Origin of the sequence: Oleiphilus messinensis (assembly GCF_002162375.1) — a bacterium.
GTDB classification, from domain to species: domain Bacteria; phylum Pseudomonadota; class Gammaproteobacteria; order Pseudomonadales; family Oleiphilaceae; genus Oleiphilus; species Oleiphilus messinensis.
This window is the reverse complement of sequence record NZ_CP021425.1, coordinates 4,600,002-4,625,293: the sequence shown is the minus strand read 5'-3', so window position 1 is coordinate 4,625,293 and position 25,292 is coordinate 4,600,002. Positions and strand designations below refer to the sequence as shown.

Below are 25,292 nucleotides of genomic sequence, written 5' to 3'. Positions count from 1 at the left end.
GTTCAAGTGAAACAAAATATAGGGAATTGGAGGATTATAGTGTGAAGCTAAGCGCAGCGCGGATATTTGTACGAAATATTGACGAAGCTAAAGAATTCTACCAAATGTTAGGATTAACGCTTGGGAGTTACAATCAGGAAGCCGGTTTTTGCATCTTTGACACGGGAGAAACGAAACTAATTGTTGAGTCGGTATCGACGTCTGCGCCGCAAGACGAGCAGGTGTTGGTGGGCAGATTTACCGGTCTATCCTTCTCTACGCGGGATATTCTTCAGGCCCATAAAAATTTGGTCGAAAGAGGTGTCAAATTTAGTGGTAGCCCGGAAAAGCAATTTTGGGGTGGGTGGTTAGCAACGCTTTTTGACCCTGACCAGAATGAAGTTCAGCTCGTGCAAGATCCCAGCTAACGCAATACTCTATTCGAACACGTGCCAGTAGACGTGGTGTACATAACCATCTGCCGGAACGTGCTCAGGATAGAAAGCTTAACCCTGCTTCAAATCCGGGTTAAATTGAATACACAGCCCTTTCGCAATAATGAACTCGCTTGGTGTGGATTGTGCTGCTCCGCCGGGTTTTTCGCGGGTGAGGATCAGGTATTCCGCATCCTTGATCAGGCCCCATTCTGCTTTTCCGATTTTAACCCGGTTTTCCCCGGTGTTATCCAGCACCGTCAGCGAGCGTGTTTGTGCGTCGGAGCGTGAGATCGCCCAGAGTTGCAAATCCGCTTCTGTGTCGACATCAAGCGTACCCTCCCATTTGAGCCAGAGAGAATCATTTCCTTTCGGAGCCAGCGCCGTTAAGACTGCACCGCCGCCTTCGCTTGTCATCACCGCAACATAGCTGGTTGGATCGGTCGGTGCAACAGGCTGCGTGGTCGTAAACCAAATGCCCAGGCAGATCACCAGTGTGAGTGCAGAAGAGGCGAACCATTGCCAACTGTTGGCGAAGAAACGTTGCAGCCAGGTGGGGGCCTCTTCAGCAGGTCCGTTCAATCTTGACTCAATGGCTTTCCAGGTTTGCTGCGCCGGATCTATGGGTTGGGTGCCTTGGTGGAAATTCATCAGCTGTTCCTCCCAGAAGCTCACCTGATTCATGAGTTCAGGTTCGGTGCGCAAGCGAGCAATAAACTGCGCTCTTTCCTGCTCCCGCAATGTGCCCAGTACGTACTCCAAGGCCAGGTTTTCTGATTCCGTCATCATCGAGCCTCCAACTGCAGGTTGGTCAGGCAGAGCTTGAGTTTCTCGCCCCCCCGACGCAACCAGGACTTGATTGTATTCACGTTGGTTTTCATTTTGTCGGCAATTTCATCCCGTGAAAATCCAAGTAAATACGCCAGCTCAATACATTTTCGAGATTCTTCACCCAGTGTTCCCAGGCAGTGCTGTAGTTGGGCACTCTGTTGTGACTGATCAGTTACCTGATCCGGTGTAGGTTGAGTACAACTATGTTGATCCAGCCCCAGCTCCCCTTCCTCCTCGAACAGGTTGGCCCGTCGCTGTTCTTTCTCAAGGCGATCCAGCGCACGATAACGTACAATACTGGCCAGCCAGGTCATGGGTCTTGCCTTGTCGGGGCGATAGCTGGCGGCATTGCTCCAGATTTGAACGAAAGCTTCCTGCAACACATCATTTGATGCCTCCGTATCCTTCAGGATCCTGAATGCCACCCCGTTTAAAAAGGCGGCAGTGAGTTGATAGAGCTGTTTCAAGGCCTTCTGATCCCGTAATGCACAGCGCGCGATCAAATTGACCAATGCTTCATGCTCCGTTTCCAGTTGTTCGAGACCTGATGCATTGCGCGTCTCTTGGTTTGACATAGTCGCTTCCTACACTATGGAATGGGCTGATTATTGAATGAGTGAAACCACGTATTCCGGCAGCTGGGAAATGTCCACCAACGTCGCCGGGTTGGTGGACAGATCCAGAACTTCGATACCGCTTTCGCGACCGGTGCACACTACATATTCTACATTCCGGGCACTGATGGCAACCCGTAAACCATCGTCGTCTGTTCTGACACCGGCATCAAAATCATTTGCAATGCCTCTCAGGGAAAAGCGTACGATATGATCCAGATTTAAAAGCGCAAATTCATCCGGGTGATCGAATGCGGAGAGCACCGAACAAAAGCCTGGTGAATTCGAGACGTCCACGATTGGTAAATTATTGTCGTTTAATGCGATACCATCAAAGTCCTGGCTACCTTCCCGGTTGGGGGGATTTACATTAAAAAACGGCGCTCCGTTGGTATCACCATTGCTGTCTTTGTTTTCACCCAGCAAACCGAATATCAGTACGTCAGTACCTGGACCGCCATCAAAAAAATCACTGCCATCTCCGGGTGACCAGATAAACACATCCTCACCGTCCTGTCCAAAGGCTCGATCCCGATTGTCTGCACCGGCATTGTCGCCATCCACGCTGGAATTGAAATCCTCTGTACCACCAATGAGAATATCGTTTCCGGAATTGCCCAGTAGCACGTCTACACCCAAGCCACCGATAAGGATCGAATTTGTATCCGCTTGGGCGCTCAGAATATCGCCAGCGCGTAAACTCTGATTCGGTGAACCGCCCGGACCGCCGGGATTCAGAGACAATAACGCAGAAGTTTTACGATTTAAATCGGTGCCTTGAATAACTGTGAACGGGTTGATACTTGTTGCATTTTCTCCGGGTTGCTGGGTGGCAGGCGTGTTATCTGACGAATCAGAGCCGCCACAGCCAACCAGTGTGACAGATGTGGCGAAAAGGGTACTAATGATGAGGTTTCGTTTGATCATATTCATGGTAATCTCTTTCGATACGCGTCGTTGTGGAAGTTAAAGGCCAATAACCAGGTTGTAAGCTTTTTCAGGCAGTTCGCTGATACTGACTTTTGCCACTGGCGTTTGTCGTAAATCGAATACTTCGATTTCATTGCCATCCCGTGAGCCGCAGACAACGAATTCGGTCTGCTTCAAGTGGACTGCAATTCGAAGCCCGGTATCCAGTGTGTTTTGATCTGCATCCGGGTCTGCCGCGATGGCGTCTTCGAAGGCATTGGCCGGGCCACGCAATATAAAGCGAACGAGATTATCCAGGCCCAGTTCATCCATGCCATCGGTCTGACGATCCAGCACTTCACAGAAACCTGGGCCGCCAACAACATCGACAACGGGTAATTCCGTAACGGGGTCGATAAAAATACCGTCGAAATCCTGACTACCGGGACGGTTGGGTGGATTTACGCTGAAAAAAGGCGCGCCTTCGGTATTGCCATTACCGTCTTTTTCTTCACCGACAAGTCCGAGTATCAAAACATCCGTGCCCGTGCCACCATCAAAGAAATCATTCCCATCCCCTGGGGTCCAGATGAATATGTCCTGGCCGGCTTCACCAAATGCCCGGTCTCGATTCGCGCTGTTGAAGTCTTCTGTGCCGCCGATGATGACATCATCACCGTTGCCACCCAAAAGTACATCAATTCCCAAGCCGCCCACGAGCACATCGGCAGACGCTGTTCCCTGGATGATATCGCCAAACTGCAAGCTTTGGTCGCCACCGCCGTTGCTGCCGCGATTACCTGCGTAGAGTTGGTTTATGGCCGTGTTAGCGCCGTTATTACTGTTCAGGTCGGTGCCTACAATAAGTTCGGCTCGAGCAACGCATGAGAACGCCGCCACAATTGAAGCTGCTAATAATGAGTATTTAAGTTTCATAGGAGTACGTTTTTAATGTCCAGAATGTGAGTGATAAAGAGGTTGTTCACGGCCGTTATCTGGACATACGCCCGTACGCAAAAAAAGTTGCGGGATAGCGTAAAAAATTTGAATCTTTTTTCTGGAGAGGTGAGGTTAGTTTGGTGAAGGTTTAACCGGAATAGATTTTTGCTGATGTTGGAGGGGATTTTATGCATTGTGTGTAATTATTTTATTCGACCTCACAATTTTTTGTTCGTTATCACTCCGTTTAGGGAAAAAGTTTAGTATTCTTACCCGCGCCGAAAGACTCGGTGTTGTAATTAAGTGTTAATGATCAAGGATGTTTTTATGAAACGATCTCACCTTTCTGTTTTTTCCTGTTTTTCGTCTTTCTCCGTAGCCTCACAGACTAAAGCAAATGGGGCTTCCGCCACCGCGATTAAAAAAGCGGTGGGAGTCGGTATTTTGGCCTCGGTGTTAACACAACCGGCGATTGCCGAGCCTATCGATTTCGTGCAATTTCTGGTGGATGGCTACAATGGTGTGGACAACATCAAATGCAGTAATGATTTGGCGATCACCCGTGATTTACAGTTTGCCTATTCCATTTCCTTTTGTGACAAGGCAATCAATATTTTCTCCAGAGATACGGATACCGGAGAATTAACCATTCTGGATACCATTGTGGGTGAGGTGGGATCTGGTGAATCCGGGGTTGGCATCCATCCCGTGAATAATATTGTGATTTCGCCGGACGATCAGTATGTTTTTGTCAGTGGGTGGACGGGGACTCCCAGTGGTGGCGAACACGGAAAGTATCGAAGTGCCATATTTGTGTACGAGCGTGATATGCTCACAGGGGCACTCACCGAAAAACAGATCTATGATGATTTCGGTCTGCAGGGCGCACGCATGGCGTTATCCAATGACGGAAACTACCTCTATGTCACCAGTCAAAATGATCGGGCCGTTACTGTATTGCGGGTCGCACCCAATGGCATATTGTCTGAGGTTCAACAGCTGATGGCTTACAGCGAGAACTACCGTTATGCTATGGGTCTGACACTATCGCCTGATAATCAATATCTGGTTCTTGGTGTCGGGGGCGATCATCAACGCAACGGGATCGCGGTTTACGCTCGAAATGATATTAGCGGCGAAATCAGTTTTATCACTGAAATCGATTCAGCTGATTTTGACGATTATGTTCTTGGTACGACGGATGTGTTGGGTATCAGTAATGATAATCAGCATATTTATGCCACAGGGTCTTCCGATATTACTGCGCTTTCATTTGATGGTGCAACACTGAACTTTGAAGCTAAACTGGATGCTACTTCCAGTGCTCGGATCTTCGGCCTTGATACGTTCAATATCAGCGCAAATAACAAACTGGCGTATACGGTGGATGTCGCCGGGCTGCATGTCTGGGGGCATTCGGATCAAACACATATGTTGGTCGACTTTGGGGTGGCGGAAGAAGGGGAAGATGGTGTTCCGGACTATTCGATTTCCCAGTCTGGCCAGGCAACCATTTCTCCGGATGGTCTGTTTCTCTATGTTCCCGTCATTTCGGGAATTACCGTATTTAATATCAGTAGCGATAACGACATTGAAAGTGATGTACCCCTCAGTGTGTCTAACGGTGCAACGTTCAGCGTGACCTATCAAGTTCAGAATGCCGGACCGGCGACGGCCCATAATACGCATTTGACCATCGACACGAGCGGATTCGTTCTGGCTGGTCTTGAAGCGGCAACACCCACAACCCAGTGTGAACAGCTTGAGGCTGTTGTAACTTGTACAATGACTCCCTTAGTCAGCCAGGCTTTGGAAGAAATTTCAATCACATTGATAGCGCCTGAGACATCCGGCGCTATGATGCTCTCCGCCACTGTTGATCAAGATGAAGTTGATTCCCAAACCGAAAATAACATGCGCTCGGATACGATTGTTGTTATGCCCGAGACCAGTCAGTATGAAGATCAGGTACAACAAATGTACGTCGCTTACTATGGCCGGCCAGGAGACCCTGCCGGTATTGCATACTGGGCGGATCAATTGGCGGCCGTAAACGGTAACCTTTCCGATATCATTGAAGCTTTTGGCACTTCAGATGAATTTACAGCCCGCTTCGGTACCCTGGATAATCAAACCCTGGTAAACAACGTCTATCAACAATTGTTTGGCCGGGATGCAGACCCTGCTGGGCTGGCGTTCTACGTCGGTGAGTTGGAAGCCGGTACCATGTCCTTGAGCAGTATTGCGCTCAATGTCAGCAGTGGTGCCCAGCCAGGCAGTGGAGACTATGAAATTGCATCGACCAAGTTAAGCTTATCCAACTACTTTACCAGTCAGGTTGAGTTAAATGGATCAACTTATGACCTCGATATGATTGCTGATTTACAGTTAATACTGTCAGCGGCTTCAGATCCCTCAGAGTTACCGGAGTTGTTATCTTCAATCGATCAAATCCTGGCGGATTGAAGAGCGATTTGAGGTTCTCAGTCAAGGTATCCAGGAGAGCAGGCTATACTGTAATCAAACAAAGCCGAGAATGAAGAACAATGAGCGTGCCGATGATTACAGTAAAAAACTACCGCAACTTGGGGTGTAAAGAATGCTTGAATGGTGCCGGGCTCGATTTCGATTTTTCCATGGCGTTTCAACCGATTGTCGATGTGATCTCGCAAACGGTATTTGCACAGGAGGCTTTAGCCCGGGGAATTGGAGATACGCCGGCCGGAACCGTATTCCAGCATGTGAATGATGATAACCGGTATGCATTTGATCAGGCTTGCCGTGTAAAAGCGGTGCGCCTGACCTCGAAACTCAATATTTCATCCCTGCTGAGCATCAATTTCATGCCCAATGCGGTTTATCGCCCGGAGTTATGTATCCGCACGACATTGGCGGCTGCAGAAGAGTTCGATTTTCCGATTACACGGATTATGTTCGAAGTGATCGAGTCTGAAAAGGTTGAAGATGTCCCCCATCTCCACTCTATTATCAGTCATTATACCGATCAGGGTTTTGTCACTGCATTGGATGATTTTGGCGCGGGATTTTCAGGATTAAATACCTTGGCCGATCTAGATGTTGATGTGCTCAAAATCGACATGCATTTGGCTCGAGACATTCACCCCAATGCCCGAAAACGCGCCATCGTAAAAGGCATCACTGCCACCTGTGAGGAGTTGGGCATTAAAATTATCGCAGAAGGCGTCGAGACCCAAGCGGAATACAAAGTCCTTCGTGCACTGAGCATCACGCTGTTCCAGGGCTATCTAATCGCACGGCCCACCTATGAGGCATTGGCGGAAATAGCTTGGGATAATCTAATTTGATCGTTTTAAGATACGAACGCATCCATTATATTGCCGCTATCGAAGCTGTGCCGGATTGATTATCACGAGGCTTCGATAGCTGACAGAATGGGTGAATACTTAACGTAAAAATTAACGAATTATTTTTCTTGAGCGGCCTTGTATGCCGGGCGTTGCATTAGTTTCTCGGCATAGTCTTGAAACGCTTTACTTTTAGGCAGGCTACCAAATTGCTGGCCCCAAATGACATGAGAGCCGACGTAAACATCCGCAGCAGTAAATTCAGACCCAGCAATGTACTCATGCGTTGTAACCGCTTTTGCGAGTGTATCAACAGCAGCATCATAAGTGCCATAGCCGACCATTCGCTCTTTTACCTGGGGAACATCAAAACCAAGCGTGCGATTAATGACTGCGGCTTCCAGCGGACCTGCTGCGAAAAAGAGCCACCGGTAATAATCCGCGCGCTCAGTCACCGAGGGTGCCAAACCACATTCGGGAAACACATCTGCCAAATATGCACAAATGGCCGCACACTCCGTTACAACCTTGCCATTGTGTACAATCGACGGCACCTTTCCGAGCGGGTTTATCTTCAAATACTCAGGGTCTTTCATGGATGCGTTGTATTCCAGCACTTCCATTTGATAGGGCTTACCAGTCTCTTCCAGCATCCAGCGAACAATCTGTCCTCGGGACATGGGATTCGTGTAGAAAATTAAATTGCAGTCTTTCGAGTTAGTGATTGCCATAGTTTATCTTCGCCTTTAATGACTACTTGTTTTTTTCGCAAAGGTTGGGTATTTTCGGTTCTGCTTTAATAGACAGCGGCATTCACCGTGTCGACGTTAAATTTTAGTGCTCGTCCATAAAACGAAGTTTCACTCGAAGTTATTCTGCTAGGCAGCAGCTCGATGTCATTATGTTTTGGACGGGTTCTAACCAGGGAATGATAGTTCAAAGGTCAAAGGAATTGCACATGAATGTTTCGACGAGTTCGAATACTAGCACCATATCGCTTCACTTCTTAAGTATAGACAGCAAAATCCGGAACTATTTTCCCGGTGATGCGCTTGCTCAACTCTTCCAATCTATTGATCAACACTCAGAGTTCTTCGCTGCCGGTGTAACTTTTATAATGGAGCAGCCAGGTAGTGAAATCAATTTAATGAGTGTTATGTCTAAACCTAAAGTTTAGAGTTTGAGCATGATCCTCCAGTCCTGATTTCTGACCGGATAAATTCTGCTTTCTCTTCTACCCGCCTTATTCTAGGCGGCTTTTCGCTAGCGAGAGTCTTTATACTACTCAATAGCCCTCGCTGGCGGTTTAAATATTCGAGACTTTACGTCCCACCAATCCCTCACGGCAACTTGCTGTAAATTCCGTTGCAGCTTTAACCGAACCAGTCCCGCCGTAATCGGCGCATGTTTGCGCCAAGGGATGTCCAAGTGCATTTCTTGACCTGCCGACTCTTTCCAATAAGTGAGCAACTGCACCAGCGCATAGCTGAGAGAGATGATCTGAACCCACCGATGCAGCACCTGTCTGGATTGCTGCCAAGTCTCATTCCAGCCCCAGCGATTCTTTAACTGATGGAACATGGGCTCAATACTCCAGCGCTTGGCGTAGGCTTTTATGATGTCGATGCCCGACATATTCGTTCGAGTCGTCAACAAGAGCCGGGCAGGTTTTAAGCTACCGTCTTCGTTTTCAAACTGCACCCACACAACCTTTACGAGCTGCCCATCTAAAAAGCGGGCTTTGGCTATCACTGTTCGATACCTCAGTGACTGCTGTCGTCCATAGATCGTGACATTGGCGCAAGTCTCTTCCAGGTTAGTGACTCGCTCTGGTGTGTATTTCTCTCCGTACTTTCGAGGGCGTCCTCTTTTCCCGGTTCGTTCTGGAACATCGTATAAGGCGGTATCCTTTCGGACTTGCCCGATAACGTGATACCCCATACCTTGAAGGGAGGCAATCAGCGTACCCCGCATATACCAGCTATCCATCAGGACAGTGGCCCCGGTAAAAAATGACCTCATCACGCGAAGTAAAATGCCTGCCGTTACCAGCTTGTTACCGTTCCCGCAGGCTCGCGTTAAGCGCGAGATCAGTGGGATCGACCAGGCTTGTTTCTGCCCCTTAACAATCGCTGATAAACTGACCCAACACTGGCCGCGAACAAATTGCGGGCGGTTGGCCTTGTTACCATGCATGTGATGAAACTGACTACTGGGTGCTTTCTTGGAACTCCTTAGCACCAAGGTATCATCAATGGCCAAATACCACTGTTCATTGGGACACCATTGAGTCAGTAACTGACCCAGCTGTTGCGCGAGTGCAACCCATGACCACTTTCCCTTTTGCAACCACTTGAAATAACTGCTCCAGTGACGCTTCATTGCCACCATCAACCAGGCATCAGTGACAAACCCTGTTGGCGTGAGCATCGCCCCAATCAGTAACTCAATAAAGGTGGGTACTGAACGTAGGGGTAGAGCTTTAACCAAAAATGTGATCCAATCAAACAGGATCTCGGGGATATTGCCGTATCCCTTAGCGTCCATAGCGGCCTCCAGAATTTAATCGTTTTTCGTTCTGAAGGCCGCGCCTTATAAAACTATGGTTTTAAAAAGTCTTATAAGGCGCGGCAGCGCGAAGCCTGTCGCAAAGTCAATCATTTTGTCTTACTGGGTTCGAATTCTTTCCTCTGAAACTCTAAACTTTAGTCTAAACCTGAAACTATAAGTAAGGTTTTGCGACCGAGTTGCAGGGCCGATGGTAAAGTGATTTTCATACGAGAAGTTCAATACCAGAAGTCCGTGGTTGAAAATCTGAATGATGCAATATTGAGGAATGAATCTTCACTGAAATCTGAATTAGCGGGTGTTGCATGGAGTTGCAGTGGCTCCGCAGTCGGGTGGGTTTTGGTGATCGCTGAAGCTGGCGGAGGTTCTGTTTCAGCTGGGGCAACATGGAGTGCGATTCCGCTGACGCTATCGGCTACTTCTGCAGCGACGTTCCAATGCGGAGTAGCAATAGGTCGCACACTAAATGTTTTGACCGGGTCCGCTGATTACAATAATTGGCTTGATGAATCGCCAACATTTAGTGCACTGATGGTCGCCCTGGATTGTCTGCAAATTGTTGACGTCGTAAATACGTTGGGGAAGCAAGCTTTATTGTATCGCTTTTTGAAAAATAAAGGCATTGGATCTGGAAACGTCTTGAAAATGTTCAAGGAATTGCCGCGAGCTTCACGCAAGCGATTGGCAGAAGAAATCCTCAAGATGGACCACCCGAAGTTACAGAAGAGTAGAAAAATGCTTAAAGAAGTGTTGCGGGGTCAGCGCTTGCTCGAAGATGGTTCCCGGGCTGTGAAAGTGTATAGTCAATCACAGGTTCGAATGCTAATGACAACTAAGTTTTTGGAAATTATTGCATCTGGTATAACCATCAAGGGGAGTGGTCAAAATGCCCAATCTGTTGCTGCGAACTCAATTAGTTTTGTTATTGGTATAGGGCACAACTGATGAATCTATCAACTTTGGTAAAAGTTGCATCGCTTTTGGGCTTGAGTTTCTTGGGAGCTGCTTGTTCGGTTCAGCATGAGCAAATCAATACATGGGAAACTGTTCAAGACCAACTTCAACTCGGTTATCCTGGCCCTAAACTTGTCGTCATACCCAAAGGCACGGGATGGATCGGGGGAGTTAACTTTCGCTCTTTTCAAAATGAGAGCCCTGAACACAAGATTACAGTGAGCAAACGATTTGCAATTGGGCAGTCTGAAATAACATTTGATGAGTACGATGCATTTTGTAAGGCAACTAATCGAAAATGTCCACCTGATAATGGGTGGGGGAGAGGGAAACAGCCTGTAATCAAAGTTAGTTGGATCGAAGCTGCGGCTTACACTCAATGGCTCAGTGAGCAAACTGGTGAAGTTTACCGTTTACCGAGCGAGGCAGAATGGGAATATGCGGCTCGTGCAGGGCAAAAAACGCGCTATTGGTGGGGAGATGATTACATACAAGGTGTAGACCACTGTGATAGAGATTATGAGGGGTGTCCAGAAGGTACTGCTGTTGCACGACCTGGTGTCGCAGGCCGGTTTAAGGCGAATCCTTTTGGTTTGTTTGATGTAACTTCCAATGTTGCTGAATGGGTATTGGATTGTGGAAATGATAGTCACGTAGGAGCCGGAGTGTCAGTGGATCCGAGATTGGATGGCGATTGTTCGCAACGCATATTAAAAGGGGCTACTTGGCAAAACCCGCAACCTAATGTGCATCTATCACAGCGTATCAGCATTGAGAAAGATTACCGCAGTGCATCTGTCGGGTTCCGTGTTGTAAGAGAAATTACGGACTAGTCGGAGATCCATTTTTCCTGAGTAGTGCATTCAACCAATATTCGTCTACTCGCTCCGGGCGAGTGTCTGGTGTTTTCCATGTCTTGATTATCGATAACTGAGTTTCTTGAACAAAATCCGCAAGACGGGATTCTGTGCAATTGGTGAAGTTACGACCGTCCTTGCAGATATCTTCGCTCCCGTATTTGAACGAGGCATAGAAAACACCTTCAGGTTTTAAGTATTGGCTAAGGTGGCATAAGGTCTGACTCATGTCAGGGGCAGGGATGTGCAGAAGGGAGGCGCAGGCCCAAATGCCGTCAAATTGGTTGTTGCTTTTGAATTGACTGAATGTGCAGGTAAGCACCGGTTGACCGAGATATTCAGAAGCCAGCCTGGCGAGTTTTGACGAAGCATCAAACGCGGTGACGTTGTAACCGAGTTCAATTAACAATTTGCTATCTCTACCGGAGCCACAGCCGGCATCGAGTATGTGGGCGTTTTCGGGAAGGTGAGCGCTGAATTCATGGATAGTCGCGCTCATGTCCAGCTTCACTGTTGTCTCGAAGAATTCTCCGGCGTGTTGGTTGTAGTATTCGTCGGTTGTGCTGTTCTGGATGACATCGGAAGTGTCAGGTTGGTTGTGATTCACTGAGACTGCCTTTTGTTTGGTCGTACAGTTCTACAAGATAGTCGATAAAGACTCGCGCTTTGCGAGATAAAAATCGATTGGGTAAATACAGCGCGTAAATATCGGAACCGGGTGTGCTGTAGTTTTCAAGTACGGGTTCAAGTATACCGGCTTGAATCTGGCGCTGAACGGCAAATGAAGTCAGCATGATAACGCCAAGTCCACCCGCTGCAACCTCGAGCATCGCCGTGGTATTGTTCACTTTAAAACGTCCGTGGACGGAAACTGTTTCCGAACCGTTTTCAGACTCAAAATACCATTCGTTAAAGTTCGGGTGAGGGGAGTAAACAATACAATTGTGATGCTCCAAATCCTTAGGTTGTTCCGGCCGTCCGTATTGATCCCAATAGGCAGGTGCGGCACAAACGATCCTGCGTGTTTGCGTTAGCAGACGGGCAGCAAGTAGTGGTGGCGGATTGTTGGTAATGCGAAGTGCGATATCATATCCCGCTTCGGCCAGATCCACGGAGTGATCACTGACATCAAGATCAACCTGAATTTCAGGATAACGCGCCATAAAATCGGGTAACACACTGGCGATTTGCTGCGAGCCAAATGTAACCGGTGCCGTAATGCGCAACAAACCGCGAGGCTCATCATGCAAATAAGTCACGGCCGCCTCCGCCGCCTGGGCTTCAGCAACCACCCGTGTACAGTACCGGTAAAAAACGTTCCCGGCTTCCGTCAAACTGATCCTCCGGGTCGTTCGGTTTAAAAGCTTCGCCCCCAGACTCCCCTCCAACGCATTAATGCGCTTACTGACCACCGGAGTCGAGATCTTCAGCACTTGAGCAGCCGCTGAAAATCCTTTGGCATCCACAACTGCCGCAAAAATCACCATATCATCCAGGGACTGCACGAAATTCTCCAATTAATGAGATATTGAAAATAATAGTGACTAAATATTGCTTATTATATGGGAAACGGAAATAAAAGTTGTAGAGTGAGAACTTATCTAAAGCCAAGTTATTTCCGAGAGGCGTTATCAAGCTTGCCCACGTGTTTGGAAACAGGCTTCACATATGGGTGAAGCCTAAAAGAGTGTTTTGAGGAGGGATTGATCAATCCGGGTTATAATTCTCTTTTGAGTACTTCGAGATTGACTGTATTAAAATTGCGAGACCAATTGCACTGAATCCCCCGACGAGAGAAGGCCATTGTATTGAGAATTTATAGCCAATAAGTTGTAAACCTAGTGTAATCAAAGTAAATCCAACAAACGTCACCAACACTCTGTAGAGTGTTTCTTCTAATATGCAAAGAATTCTTTGTTGTTTGAATGCTCTGAATGCACCGATGGTAAAGAAAATTATACTCAGAAAAATAGCACTTATGAGTATCGTGTGTGCAATTGTGGAAATCTCATTCGGGCTCATGATTGCGGCCTTTGAAAATGTGTGCCGCACAGATATCGCAATCGGCGTGTTCAATATGGTAAAAAGCAACCCTGAGCAAAGTGAGAGTACGCACAGTCTTTGTTTTTTCAACTTTTGGATAGGTCCTAGTGGGCTCAGTTCATCTGTCTTCATTTGGGTAGCCATTTTTAACCGCGTTGGCAATAAATTCTTTGTGGTCTTGACCGGCAACACGCTCTGTCTTAGCGGTATAAATGGGAGTATTTCCTGCCATAATGCGATATTGTTTTAGTATCTCGATGTTAACCCTCCGGGTATTGCTTAAATACTTAAAGTCAACCGCTTTGACCCCTCCGAAAATACCGTGATAAACATCACCGTTCCAGTCAGAAATAGTTACGGAGTAAATTCGAAATTGGGTTTGTAATGAGAGCTGTTCTGTTGTAGCTCCAAAGCCCCCAGCAATTCCAGCACTTTCGTCTGGTAAGCGCAGAACCTGTCCGAGTCGATAGGTTGCAAGCCCCTTAAAAGCACCCCAAACACCAACTTCCAGCAAATCACTGATTGAAGCCCACTCTGTTGTTTTAACTTCTAGTGAGTCTGGATCGACATAGGTCGCCTTCGCGTTTGCCGGTAATGGTTGATTATTTTCGTCGTAAGTGGCTTTGAAATAAGGGGGAAGCACAAATCGATGGTCGTTTTTGTGTTGCACATTTACTGCTTCCGACGCGTGCTGTTTTAATAGTTTTGGGTTATTTCCTGAGATTGTTGGTGGTTTGTCCGTAGTAGAAACTGGAGCGATGAAAGTAATCAGTATGTCGTGCTCAGTAGACTCTTTGTAGCCAATAACGAACTTTGCAGTTACCTGTATTTTATGGTTTTTTTGAGAGTCACTGGAATATTTTATGTTGTGGGGATTGTTGTCTGAAAGTGACTTTACCGATTTGAAAAGTTCCAGATTCACATGGCTAGATCCTGAGTTTGCATTCGCTTGTAAAGCGCGCTTCCAAAGTGCTTTTTCGGTTTCAGGTATGTAAACTTTAATCCCTTGATTGCCCCATGCGCTGTTCGCAAGGAAATATCCTGGGTGCTTAGGTAGTGGTTTCATGATTTCATTCCTTGAATCACATTTTTGCTTTTTACAACCCCTTCAGTTTAAACAAATTTGCTATCAATTAGAAACTAAACATCGGCGTTAATGTGGCGAATCATGCCGTTTGTGTCCTGCGTTAAATTCTCCAACTATGTTGATTCTGGAAATAATTAATTTCCGTTTTTGGGGATTATAGATCTTTTGGAAAAAGATAGCATAGCCAGTACAAACTCTGAATATAAAGGTACAGAGGAGGAAGTACATGAAAAGTAATAGTCTGGCGGTAGCTGTTGGTTTGTTGATGGCGGCTACGCTTTCCTGGGGGGGGATGTTTGCGGTTGCGAAGCCCGCGTTGGGGGTGATGGATCCGTTTTATCTTACGTTGATTCGATACGGTGTCGCTGCGGTGCTGTTTGTCCTGATTCTAATATGGGTTGAGGGAGCCGGTGCGCTTCGCCTTGAGGGGCGTTTGGGTTTGTTGTTCCTTCTGGCAACGTTGGGTTTTGCCGGATTTAATCTATTGGCGTTCAATGGTCTGGTACATACCCGACCAGAACATGGCGCAGTGATTATGGCGATGATGCCGATGATTACCGCGATATTGACCTGGCTTTTCAAAGGCGTGCGGCCTAAACGATTTACACTGGCGGCCATCATTGTTGCCTTTTTAGGTGTGTTTCTTGTGATTACCCGAGGTGACCCGATGCAAGCCTCTGCAGGTGGTAGTGGTCAATGGGGACTGGTTTTTCTGGCAGGCGCTTTTTGTTGGGTGAGTTATACCATGGGGGCGCAGTCTTTCCCGAACTGGTCACCCTTACGGTATACCGCGGTGACCTGTGTGCTGGGTACGATTTCAATCACCTTGATCACCTTCGGTTTTACGATGAGTGGTATGATACATACCCCTGACTGGGAGACTGTAGTTTCGTTGAAAGGTACGTTCTTGTATCTAATTGTACTCGGCGCGTTGGTTGCGGTTTTGAGTTGGAATACCGGAATAAAAATTATGGGGCCGGTTAATGGTGTATTGTTCATCAATTTTGTTCCGATAACAGCATTCACCATTGGTGTGATTCAGGGGCGCTCATTTACGACGGCAGAGTTGGTGGGAGCGAGCTTTGTTATCGGTGCATTGGTGGCCAATAATCTCTACTTACGGAAATTGGAGCGTGCTGCCAAAATGTCCGACAGAACTGAATTGGTGAACTCTGTTGCCCGTCTCAAGCCAACAACTTGAGTTGAGACATTCGCCCCATGCAGAGCATGAGTTTTTTGTGGATTAAGGCGTATGGATCAAGGCTGAAGATAAAGGCGGCTGGTTTTGCCCACTTCCCTTACTCCGCTGGGCGAAGGGCGGGAAGTGGGTGGCTGATTTACTTAGCCGCTTTACGCGCCGCGTCTAACCAGCCATTGAAGGTGCTCTGATTGGCTTTGATCCAGTTCAGGGCATGTTGTTTGATTTGCTTTTGGGAATCTTCGCCATTGGCAATCAGCATGTTTTCAGCGCTGACGTCATTAACAGACAGCTTGGCAACTTCAAACAATTTTGCTGCAGCCGGGTTGGCTTGTGCAAACTTTTTGTTGGCTACAACACGTTCGCTGTTGATATCGAAGCCGTAGTTCTTACCGTTTGGCAATTTTGTGTCGGTGCCATTCGGATTTGCGGAGTGGGGCACTTCAAGCCAGACGACATCTTTACCCGGTACCAGTTTTCCAGAAACCCAATAAGGCGTCCAGGTGTAGTAGAAAATCGAATCGCCTTCTTTGTAGCGGGCGATGGTGTCAGAGATTATGGCGGCATACTGTCCTTGCTTGTGGGTAATTCGATCCCGCAGTTTAAAGGCATCCAGCTGGTGCTCGATGACACCCTCACAACCCCAGCCTGCCTGACACCCGGTCAGATCGGCTTTTCCGTCACCATCGGTGTCGAAAAGTTTAGCAATTTTGGGGTCTTTGAAATCGCCGATGTTGTCAATGCCGTATTTATCTGCTGTTTTCTTATCAACCAGATAACCCTGAGCGGCCCCTTCGATATAGTGACCTTTTCGGTAGAAAACCTTATCCCCACCGGCATTGTCATACATGGTGTTGTGCAGTGGATACCAGTTAACGGCCATATAGGTCGCATCGCCATTGGCGATAGAGGTGTAACCTGCGCTGTAGTCGACTTCTTTGATGGGTTGCACATCGTAGCCGAGTTGTTTCAAGGCTTCATTCAGAACGATGGTTTGGAATGATTCCTCTGCGATGGCACTTTGTACCGGAACCACACTAACGCCTTTGCCCGGCATTGAATCCGCATAGCTGGTGCTGGTTGCAGTGACCAGCGTGAGGGCGCACGCGATTTTCTTAAGTGTCGTCATATTGCATTTTCCTCCATTGCGATTGAGTATTGTTAAACTGAACTATTGTTTGTTGAATTTTTTTTCAGTTTAAAGAGCAGGCCCACTGGACCTGTTTCGTACCAGTGTCGCGTGCCGCGATCCCGGGCGGATTGACCGAGGGATTGCGTCATACGATCCAGAATGATGGCGAGTATTACAATGCCAATACCACCCACAGTGGCCAGGCCGATATCCAGTCTTCCGATGCCTCGCAGAACCATGAGCCCAAGACCACCGACGGAAATCATCGAGGCAATGACCACCATGGACAGGCTGAGCATGAGGGTTTGATTTACCCCGGCCATAATCGTTGGCATTGCCAGGGGTAATTGTACTTTGAAGAGCATTTGTCGCCCGCTGGCACCAAAGGAGTGGGCCGCTTCGACCAGATCTTCGGGTACTTGCCTGATACCCAAGTTGGTTAAACGAATCACCGGTGGCACCGCGAAAATAATGGTAACGACTACGCCGGGTACATTTCCGATCCCGAACAACATGACAATCGGAACCAGATAGACAAAGGCCGGGGTGGTTTGCATGGCGTCCAGTATGGGACGGATAATCTGTTGGGCGCGATCACTGCGTGCCATCCAGATACCGGTAGGGATGCCGATCAGCATACAGAAGAGCACAGAGGTAATAACCAGAGATAGTGTGGTCATCGATTCCTGCCATGCACCGATTATCCCGACCAGGAAAAGCCCAATCATCGTCGTAATGCCTAGTCGCCGTCCTGCCATTTGCCAGGCCAGCAAACCCATGAACAGGATCATGATAAAGGGATTAATACTCTGTAACAGCGTATCGATGGAGCCAAGTGTGGTATCAATTGGTGCTTTGATTGCGGTGAAAAATGGACGAAAGTTACCAACCAGCCATTCAATACCGGTTTCGACCCAATCTTCGAGAGGAATCCATTCTTCCTGAAACGGATCGGACCAAGAGAAAGAGTCAGTTTCTTCCACAGGGCCAGCCGACATTATTTCGGAAGCGCTGGGCTGCTCACCGGCGGAGCCCCAGGGATTGGAAGCCGTACTTTCTTCCGGTTGTGCTGTACTCGCCCAAGGATTCGAGGAATCGGTGCTGTTAGCAGAAGTGTCTTGATCCGTATCCGGCGTTGCTTGTTGTTCGGTGCTTGCCCAAGGGTTTTGGGTATCCGTACTCATGCCGTTTCCTCCCGATCCAGTGTTTCCAAGAGTAGAGTGCGGCTGATCGCGCCACAGTATTTCTGGTTTTCGTCGATTACTGGAAGCGGGCAGGGGGCCTGCGCAACAACGCCCAGGGTTTCTCGAATCGGTGTGTCAGTCTGCAGTGGTGTAATATCGAGAAAAGCTTCGCTCAATGTCTTTTCTTCTTTGATGACGGCGCTGAGGGAGTTGGCAGAGACTACACCTAACAACTTGCCGTCTTTATCAATAACATAACCATGTTCCCGGTCATAATCCCGGAGTGATTTCAGGCCGGTTCGAAGGCCATCGCTGGATTGTTTTTTTATTAATGTGACTTGTAGTTTTCGCGCAATATCTCCGGCATTGAATACATGGCTGACATCCACGCCTTTAAAAAATGACTTAACATAATCGTTAGCTGGATTATGCAAGATCTCATCTGGTGTGCCCACTTGGACAACTTCACCGCCCTGCATGATTGCAATGCGGTCACCAATGCGCATGGCCTCATCAAGGTCATGGGAGATAAAGATAATGGTTCGTTGCAGTTTGGATTGTAGATGCAGGAGCTCGTCTTGCATTTCAGTCCGAATGAGTGGATCCAAGGCAGAAAATGCTTCATCCATCAGCATGATGTCGGGATCGTTGGCCAGTGCTCTGGCCAGTCCGACTCGCTGTTGCATGCCTCCAGACAACTCATCTGGATAATTGTTCGCATAAGCCTCCAGCCCGACCTGGGCGAGTGCTTTGATGGCTTTATCCTGTCGAGTGGTCAAATCTTCGCCACTGAGCTCCAGGCCGAAAGCAGTGTTTTCGAGCACATTTAAATGGGGCATCAGGGCAAAGGACTGGAACACCATACTGACTTTTTTGCGGCGAATCTGTCGCAAGGCATCATCACTGATCGCCGTAATGTCTTCGCCATCAATCAGTACCTGGCCGCGACTTGGTTCGATCAGGCGGTTCAGGAGTCTAACCAGTGTCGATTTCCCTGAGCCCGATAAGCCCATGACCACGAAGATCTCCCCTTCGGCAATCTGAAGGTTGGCGTCTTTCACACCAATGACCATTCCGGTCTTTTCAAAAATTTCATCTTTGGTTACGCCCTGCTCCAATAATTTGAAGGCGTGTTCGGGGCGCTGGCCGAAAACTTTATACAGGTTCTTAACTTCGACTTTATATGACATATTTAGAGGTGTAATTAATAGTGAGCTAAATAAATACTATATAGGTATTGGCATAAGAGCAAATAAGTGCCCGATAAAACTGATTTCCTGGTGGCTTTGGAGGTCTTCATGCCCACTTCTGCTTGTGAAAAATACGCCCTTTTGATTGTGAAAGTACTTTGATCTGTAAGTAACGGATGTGACATCTCTTGCTTGCCTGGGCGTAGGGATTTTGAGCGGTGAGTTTCGTTTTCTGACTCATTCAGCACAGAATTACTGACAATAAGAAATGAGTCACAAATAGCATAAAAAACGGATATCCGTGCTGCAAATGACAAAAAAATTCCGTTTTTGACAATACTTGGATGTTCCGTTTCCTGCCTAATAGCCTCGCCGTCGAGCATTGCCAGAAAAAGGGAAGGCGACTCATAAACGAATATCGGATCTGCTGGATGGCTCAAGCATTTTTCGCTGGTAATCAAGCCTGTTTGTTGTGGTCAGGCAGTTTTTACCAGCCATATAACAATGAGACACAAATCAACTTTAAACATAGGACTAGGAAAAATGAGAACCACGCCGTTTAAAAGAAAGCCGTTAACTATGGCCGTTATGGGAGGCGCATTGCTGGCAGCAAGCAATATGGCTTCTGCTGTTCAAGTGACAAAGTCACTGGAAATGATTTGTCCGTTCCCACTGATTGGTGATCAGAATATCATTGCCACCATCACAGCAGATTACCCTGAGACGATTGCAGCGGGTGAGCAATTGGGGCCGATTGCGATTGATACGATCACAACTGTACCGGATAAAGCGCGTCAGGGCCTGGCCTTTGTTGATGCTACCACGATTACCGGTACAGCCCAGAGTATCAATACGTTTCACACCATTGATGGTAATGTCGGCAACGACACGTTATTGACCATTGAGCCAACTGACGTGCCTTCCAATCTGTCCGGCCCATTCGATGTGCCCGCTTTTGGAGATGCCCCAGCGGTAACCTTTACAGCGGCTCAGGCATCCGGCGAAATTTCGCTTACCGTTGATGACTTGATCCTGAATTTGCGAAACCTCAAAGCGGATGGTTCTGTAGCACCGGCTCCTGTGGGTGAATTTACATCAGACTGTACTTTGGTCGAGGGGCAGGATAACGTTCTAGTGGTAATGAACGCTGGCGGTGGCAATGTCGACCCAGCGGAAATCGATGTTGATAAAACGGCTGTTGATTTTGGCACCTTGTTGATCGGTGATTCGGCTTCCGATACCGTTACAGTAACCAATCTGGGTGATCTGGCGCTGGGTATCAACAGCGTATCCGTAACCGGGCCTGATGCTTTCGCGTTTGTTGTAACGAATGATTGTACCACGCTGGGTGCAGATGAAACCTGTACTATCGACCTCACCTATACGGCGTCGGAAGAAGGTGCTCACACAGCTAATCTTGTGATTGAGTCCACTGATGAAGACGAAGCGGTTGTGACCATACCGTTGTCCGGTACCACCGAAGCGATTCCCGAGCCGGAAATTGATGTACCCGTGGCGTCCTTCGACTTTGGTCAAGTGATTCTGGGCGAATCGGCAAGCGTTGATATTGCGATTCGTAATGTGGGAACCGCTGCATTGTCTGTATCTGATCTGGCGATTAGTGGTGAAGGTTTCAGCCTGACGGGCTCCGATTGTGGAACGGTTCCTGCAGCAGGCCAGTGTACCGCGACAGTACAATTTGCACCTTCTTCCACTGCGACTGTAAGTGGAACTCTGGTAGTTTCTTCTGACGATGCGGATGAGCCTCAGGTTGCGGTATCACTTTCAGGTTCCGGTAAGGACGGTGGTTGTGACGACAGCTCTGTATTGCCGATATCGTTGGGTGTGACGGGTTTAACCCATCTGGCGGCGAGCGGTGGTGAACTGGATCTGGAAGGTCAAGTCGATACCGAGCTTAATCTGTGTAACGGTGAATTTGTGGGTGACCTACATATCAACCAAACTCAGGGTAGCTTCGAAATCATCCAGGGCTGGAATCAGTATCAGGCAACCGCAACGGTTGAATTCGAAAACGTCGGGCAGACTGTGGGTACCTTGCAGAATGGAACCCTGGTTGCAACTTCCCAGGCTTATGTAAAAATTCCAAAAGTAACCAAAACCCTGTTTGGCTTTATTGATTGGCCAATCGGTGGCGGTGAAGACTGTCGTACCAAAGAGCCGGTAACCTTTACCGTAATGTCTGAAGAAGGTCAGTTTGATGCAATTACCGGTGGTGTGGTTTCCGGTATCTACGATCTGCCAGAATTGGAAAACTGTGGTTTGTTGACCAGTATCCTGAGTGGAAAAATGGCCGGCCCAGATAATCTGATCGAGCTGGAAATGACGCCGATTTTTGAATAAGTGCGAACTTGTTTAAATCCGGTAAGCTAAGTTACCCTTCAGGCGGGGTAACATAGTCCTCTATTTGCGCCTGTGCACTGCACAGGCGTTTTTTCAAATTAATGCTATTCCGAAGCCCTCACTGCTTTTATTTCCTGATCTGCTGCCCAGTCCAGAATATCCTCTCGTTTCAGGGCCGTGGCCATTAAGTCGGGGAATTGATCCGGTGTACAGGCAAAAACCGGTGACCCCAGTGCAGCAAAGTCTGCCGCCAGGTTTGCATCGTAGGAGGGGCGACCATCATCGCTCAATGCCAGCAGTGTAATGACATTCACATCCTGACGGATGAGGTTCGCTATTCGCCCTTTCAAGCTTTCCGCATCACCCCCTTCATATAAATCGGTAATCAATATCAAATGGGTTTTTGCGGGATGTTCGATTTTGGTTTCGCAGTAGGCAATGGCCTGATTGATATCGGTTCCACCCCCCAGTTGCACGCCAAACAAGACGCTAACGGGATCTTCCAGGTCATCGGTCAGATCGACGATTGCCGTATCAAAACAAATCAGTTTGGTTTTAACCGCAGGAATCGAAGCCATCACGGCCGCGAAAATGGCGCTGTAGACGACGGATGAGGCCATCGAGCCGGACTGGTCAACACAGAGTATCACCTCATCCAAATCAACGATGCGGCGCTGTTGGCGCATAAAACCGATTAGTTTTTCCGGTACGATGGTTTGGTATTCGTGCTGGTAGTGGCGCAAGTTGGCACTGATCGTCCGGGGCCAGTCAATATCGGCAAAGCGAGGGCGGAAAGTGCGTTTGGATTTATTGATCGCACCTCGAATGGCCTCAGCCGTTTTTTGTTCCAGACGGGCCATCAATTCGTCTACAACTTTCTGGATCACCTCCCGTGCCGTCGCAATGGTTTTCTCCGGCATCACAGAGCGCAAGCTAATCAAATCGGCAATCAAATGAACATCCGCTTCGATGGCTGAGAGGAATTCCGGTTCCATCAGCATTTCTTTCAGGCCCAAACGTTCAAATGCATCCCGTTGAATTACTTGTACTACGGAACTCGGGAAAAACTCCCGAATGTCACCTAGCCATTTTGATACGGCTGGCGCAGAGCGATTCAGACTGCCCCTGCCTTTTCTACCCTTGTTTTCCGGGCTACTATAGAGCGCACCCAGCGCACTGGAGAGGCGTTGATCTCGTTCATCCAGATTACTCTGGTCTTCACCACCCAATACCAAACGCCAACGGCGTTCTTTTTCGGTTATGGGTTGTTCTGGTTCGGTACCGATACGAGCGTCTACTGGGTCCATGTTTTATCTCTCTGTATTAGCTTGCCTATCCGTTGCAGGTGATCTGGCCAGTGGGGGAGCAGGGCCGCGTTCAATGTTTTTTCAGTATGTAATCCTTGTCGGCCTTCGAGTATCGTTTGCAGCAGCCGTTTTCGTTCCATACTGTCAAGCCCCGAAAATACCCGCCGGAATAATGGGAGATACATGATAAAGGTTTCATCCTCTAGATGAACAAGCCAGCTTTCCACAGTACCCAGAAGCATATCGTCATAGATCAACCGCTGAACACTGCCGGCAAAAAAACCTTCGAAATAACGTGCAGCATCTGCTGCAGGTCGGGCAGGAGATAGTGCTCGCTGTAATTGGATCTGTAATTTGTCGGCTGCAATTTGCTGCCCCAAATAACAAAGCCGGGCGCTTAATCCCGCAATTTGAAAGGACGTTTGAGGACTTTCGGATAGCGTCAGAAGCGCTTCCCACCAATCACTTAAAATATCATCCTGCAAGTTGGCCAACTGGACAGCCTGATGCGCTTCACTAATACTTTGACAAAAGTGATTGGCTTCTTCATCGCTCAAATTACGGCAAGAGAGTGGCAGGGCCAGTGCGGCCTGAATGGCGAGCCGGTCCACCAGTGCAGCAATATGGGTCAGGGATATCGAACGGGCGGTACCGTAGCGGCTGAGGTTAACCAGCGGCGCTAAACTGGTCAGTAATGCAATGGCGTCACTGGTGTGGGCTGCCTGTTCATCGATGCGTTTCAAACCATATTCTGCAGCACCATCAAGCTGTGCTTCCAGGCAATGTTGCACAGTATTGGCAAGCTGAGCCAATTCCTGGGTTTGTTGCAATCTTTCGCAGACTTTGGTGTTAGCGGCCTGTTCAATCGTGCTGCCATAGATAAGGTTTTCAAGCAGCTTTACGGCAAATTCGGGCTCCCAGCGCAAAATCCAGCGTTCCCGGAAGGTGCCTCTGCTTTTGCCGGAGTCTGTTAGCCGTCCCCAGGGGACATCCAGTATCTTCAGCCGATGCAGCAAAATTGATTTTTGCAGGCCTGCGGGTGCGCGCAAATCCAGTGAAAGCTCCCGATCCAATGCTTCAGGTTTGAGCTTTAGAGACTTCTGCAGGCGCTGCAGATCCTCCAGCAAAGGCACCAGTGGGGCATTTTCCGGAATTTCGCCGACATCATGGCCCAGTAAAACCTGTTGCTCTATTGCGGTCCATTGCACAGACTCACCGAAACAGAGGCAAGCGATGCTGGCATCTCGAACTTCTTCAAAACCGGGATTCGGACGATTTCGCACCGCAGCCAGACTGGTACACAATCTTACCGCTTCGATAATGGATGCCGTTGATACAACATGTCCGGCTGCTCTCAATGCTGCTGTGACATGGCCCAGCCAATGCTCCAGTGCGTTGGGGTTATTGCGATGTCGCCAGACGTGTTTGTACCACATGGGGGCTGATACCCCGGCACCGTACCCGGACTGGCTTGCCAGGCGAGGGGAGGTCCAGGGAATCCAGGTTTGTTTGAGTTTGCTCTTCGGGTGCTTTTTCGGCAGGTTTTTCAGGCACTCGCGGTCAGCTTTGGCACTGTGTTTTGCTTTGAGTTCTGGAACATGCCATGCGCCACATATTACTGCAGTCGGGCCGTCTCCTGCCTTGTGTGCTTTACTGATTTCCAGGCGCATAAAGGCTTCACGATAACGATTTCGTTCGGCAACGGGTTCATCCTCATCAGTATCTGCAATGTGCTCCCGAAGTGTGGTCATCGCCGCTTCAACGGTGGCAAAAATGGTTACATCGTCATCAGAGTTTTGTTCGATCAAGTCATTCCACCAGGATTCGCCATCCTGGTAACCTGCCAGTGTGGCGAGTGCGCCGATTGGGTCTGTACTCAATTGCAGTGCATCATTCAAGCGTAAAGCATCTGTTTCGATTGGATTCACATCCTGCGGATCGGGTACGGGCTCTTGATCTGATGGTTGTACTTCAGTGGCCCCTCCGGTCATCTCTTCAGCCATTTCAGCGTCGTCATCGGGTTCGGATCGCTGTGCAAGCATTTGCGCCAGTTGGATACTGACCGGCATATCAATAAAAGCTACTGTCGCTGAATTTCTAACGGCCCAGCAACAGGCCTGGTATTCGGGTGAAAATTCTGCAAACGGGTAATACAGGCTGCATGCCGGATCGTCCGCTACATAAGCCAATAACGCCACAGGGGGGGTCATATCTCGTTGAGCCAGCATTGGCAGAAGCTCGGTGCAGTCGCTGGGTCCTTCGATCAATACCTGTCGGGGTCTTAATGCATCCAGGGCGGCAACAACGCGATTGGCTGAGCCCGGACCATGGTGTCGCACCCCGAGGTAGTGAATGGCAGAGTTCGCTGTGTTTTCCATG

General features: G+C 48.4%; 21 protein-coding genes. 7 read left to right on the top strand and 14 right to left on the bottom strand.

The features are described from left to right. Window positions 1-41: 41 nt before the first annotated feature. On the top strand, window positions 42-407 hold the full coding sequence (locus tag OLMES_RS20025) for a VOC family protein (RefSeq protein WP_087464582.1): 366 nt from the start codon (window positions 42-44) through the stop codon (window positions 405-407). Between the two features lie 78 nt (window positions 408-485). On the opposite strand, the gene OLMES_RS20020 is transcribed toward OLMES_RS20025, so the two are convergent. The 4 genes from OLMES_RS20020 to OLMES_RS20005 are packed head-to-tail and all read right to left on the bottom strand — an operon-like array spanning window position 486 to window position 3,703. Beyond that, window positions 486-1,202: an anti-sigma factor gene (locus tag OLMES_RS20020; RefSeq protein ID WP_087462893.1), complete on the bottom strand. Its 717-nt coding sequence runs from the start codon at window positions 1,200-1,202 to the stop codon at window positions 486-488. Beyond that, the gene (locus tag OLMES_RS20015) at window positions 1,199-1,819 is read right to left on the bottom strand and encodes an RNA polymerase sigma factor (protein WP_087462892.1); all 621 of its coding nucleotides are present in this window, start codon (window positions 1,817-1,819) and stop codon (window positions 1,199-1,201) included. Before OLMES_RS20015 ends, OLMES_RS20020 begins: the two co-directional genes overlap by 4 nt. Before the next feature lie 30 nt (window positions 1,820-1,849). Then, a complete protein-coding gene (locus OLMES_RS20010) occupies window positions 1,850-2,791 on the bottom strand; it encodes a hypothetical protein (protein WP_087462891.1) in 942 nt (313 codons plus the stop codon). Between the two features lie 33 nt (window positions 2,792-2,824). After that, entirely contained in the window at window positions 2,825-3,703 is an 879-nt protein-coding gene (locus OLMES_RS20005) for a calcium-binding protein (RefSeq protein ID WP_087462890.1), read from the bottom strand. A 330-nt stretch (window positions 3,704-4,033) separates the two neighbouring features. Here OLMES_RS20005 and OLMES_RS20000 point away from each other — a divergent pair, with 330 nt between their 5' ends. Continuing rightward, window positions 4,034-6,172, top strand: coding sequence for a DUF4214 domain-containing protein (locus OLMES_RS20000; RefSeq protein ID WP_198343054.1), 2,139 nt, complete (start codon window positions 4,034-4,036; stop codon window positions 6,170-6,172). 92 nt (window positions 6,173-6,264) lie between these two features. Beyond that, complete coding sequence (locus tag OLMES_RS19995; protein WP_087464581.1) at window positions 6,265-7,032, top strand: EAL domain-containing protein; 768 nt, start codon at window positions 6,265-6,267, stop codon at window positions 7,030-7,032. A 119-nt stretch (window positions 7,033-7,151) separates the two neighbouring features. Here OLMES_RS19995 and OLMES_RS19990 read toward each other — a convergent pair whose 3' ends face one another. Both OLMES_RS19990 and OLMES_RS19980 read right to left on the bottom strand, forming a co-directional pair. Continuing rightward, window positions 7,152-7,763 (bottom strand): glutathione S-transferase family protein, encoded by a 612-nt coding sequence (locus OLMES_RS19990; protein ID WP_087462888.1) that lies wholly within the window; start codon window positions 7,761-7,763, stop codon window positions 7,152-7,154. 550 nt (window positions 7,764-8,313) lie between these two features. After that, window positions 8,314-9,579, bottom strand: coding sequence for an IS701 family transposase (locus OLMES_RS19980; protein WP_087459828.1), 1,266 nt, complete (start codon window positions 9,577-9,579; stop codon window positions 8,314-8,316). Between the two features lie 255 nt (window positions 9,580-9,834). Here OLMES_RS19980 and OLMES_RS19975 point away from each other — a divergent pair, with 255 nt between their 5' ends. Both OLMES_RS19975 and OLMES_RS19970 read left to right on the top strand, forming a co-directional pair. Continuing rightward, the gene (locus OLMES_RS19975) at window positions 9,835-10,545 is read left to right on the top strand and encodes a hypothetical protein (RefSeq protein ID WP_157678414.1); all 711 of its coding nucleotides are present in this window, start codon (window positions 9,835-9,837) and stop codon (window positions 10,543-10,545) included. Next, on the top strand, window positions 10,545-11,387 hold the full coding sequence (locus OLMES_RS19970) for a formylglycine-generating enzyme family protein (RefSeq protein ID WP_087462885.1): 843 nt from the start codon (window positions 10,545-10,547) through the stop codon (window positions 11,385-11,387). Before OLMES_RS19975 ends, OLMES_RS19970 begins: the two co-directional genes overlap by 1 nt. Here OLMES_RS19970 and OLMES_RS19965 read toward each other — a convergent pair. From OLMES_RS19965 to OLMES_RS19950, 3 genes are all read right to left on the bottom strand, one after another. Continuing rightward, window positions 11,377-12,018, bottom strand: coding sequence for a class I SAM-dependent methyltransferase (locus tag OLMES_RS19965; RefSeq protein ID WP_198343053.1), 642 nt, complete (start codon window positions 12,016-12,018; stop codon window positions 11,377-11,379). The two genes, OLMES_RS19970 and OLMES_RS19965, sit on opposite strands and share 11 nt — an antisense overlap. Beyond that, window positions 11,999-12,916: a LysR family transcriptional regulator gene (locus tag OLMES_RS19960; protein ID WP_198343052.1), complete on the bottom strand. Its 918-nt coding sequence runs from the start codon at window positions 12,914-12,916 to the stop codon at window positions 11,999-12,001. Before OLMES_RS19960 ends, OLMES_RS19965 begins: the two co-directional genes overlap by 20 nt. A 656-nt stretch (window positions 12,917-13,572) precedes the next feature. Then, the gene (locus OLMES_RS19950) at window positions 13,573-14,520 is read right to left on the bottom strand and encodes a hypothetical protein (RefSeq protein WP_087462883.1); all 948 of its coding nucleotides are present in this window, start codon (window positions 14,518-14,520) and stop codon (window positions 13,573-13,575) included. A gap of 247 nt (window positions 14,521-14,767) precedes the next feature. Between OLMES_RS19950 and OLMES_RS19945 the strand changes: the two genes are divergently transcribed. Then, window positions 14,768-15,742 carry a DMT family transporter gene (locus OLMES_RS19945; protein WP_087462882.1) on the top strand — a complete coding sequence of 325 codons (975 nt, stop codon included), beginning with the start codon at window positions 14,768-14,770 and terminating at the stop codon, window positions 15,740-15,742. Between the two features lie 136 nt (window positions 15,743-15,878). Here OLMES_RS19945 and proX read toward each other — a convergent pair whose 3' ends face one another. From proX to proV, 3 genes are read right to left on the bottom strand one after another with little or no spacing between them, the layout of a single operon-like run. Further along, window positions 15,879-16,868, bottom strand: a complete 990-nt coding sequence (gene proX / locus OLMES_RS19940; RefSeq protein ID WP_087462881.1) for a glycine betaine/L-proline ABC transporter substrate-binding protein ProX — start codon at window positions 16,866-16,868, stop codon at window positions 15,879-15,881. 32 nt (window positions 16,869-16,900) lie between these two features. Further along, window positions 16,901-18,055 carry a glycine betaine/L-proline ABC transporter permease ProW gene (gene proW, locus OLMES_RS19935; RefSeq protein ID WP_087462880.1) on the bottom strand — a complete coding sequence of 385 codons (1,155 nt, stop codon included), beginning with the start codon at window positions 18,053-18,055 and terminating at the stop codon, window positions 16,901-16,903. After that, window positions 18,052-19,245, bottom strand: coding sequence for a glycine betaine/L-proline ABC transporter ATP-binding protein ProV (gene proV / locus OLMES_RS19930; RefSeq protein WP_087462879.1), 1,194 nt, complete (start codon window positions 19,243-19,245; stop codon window positions 18,052-18,054). The genes proW and proV overlap by 4 nt, the downstream gene beginning before the upstream one ends. 579 nt (window positions 19,246-19,824) lie before the next feature. On the opposite strand from proV, the gene OLMES_RS19920 reads away from it, so the two are divergent. After that, on the top strand, window positions 19,825-21,606 hold the full coding sequence (locus tag OLMES_RS19920) for a choice-of-anchor D domain-containing protein (protein ID WP_198343051.1): 1,782 nt from the start codon (window positions 19,825-19,827) through the stop codon (window positions 21,604-21,606). A 104-nt stretch (window positions 21,607-21,710) separates the two neighbouring features. Here OLMES_RS19920 and OLMES_RS19915 read toward each other — a convergent pair whose 3' ends face one another. Both OLMES_RS19915 and OLMES_RS19910 read right to left on the bottom strand, forming a co-directional pair. Beyond that, a complete protein-coding gene (locus OLMES_RS19915; RefSeq protein WP_087462876.1) occupies window positions 21,711-22,913 on the bottom strand; it encodes a VWA domain-containing protein in 1,203 nt (400 codons plus the stop codon). Further along, a complete protein-coding gene (locus OLMES_RS19910; RefSeq protein WP_087462875.1) occupies window positions 22,901-25,291 on the bottom strand; it encodes a DUF5682 family protein in 2,391 nt (796 codons plus the stop codon). The genes OLMES_RS19915 and OLMES_RS19910 overlap by 13 nt, the downstream gene beginning before the upstream one ends. Window position 25,292 lies beyond the last annotated feature (1 nt).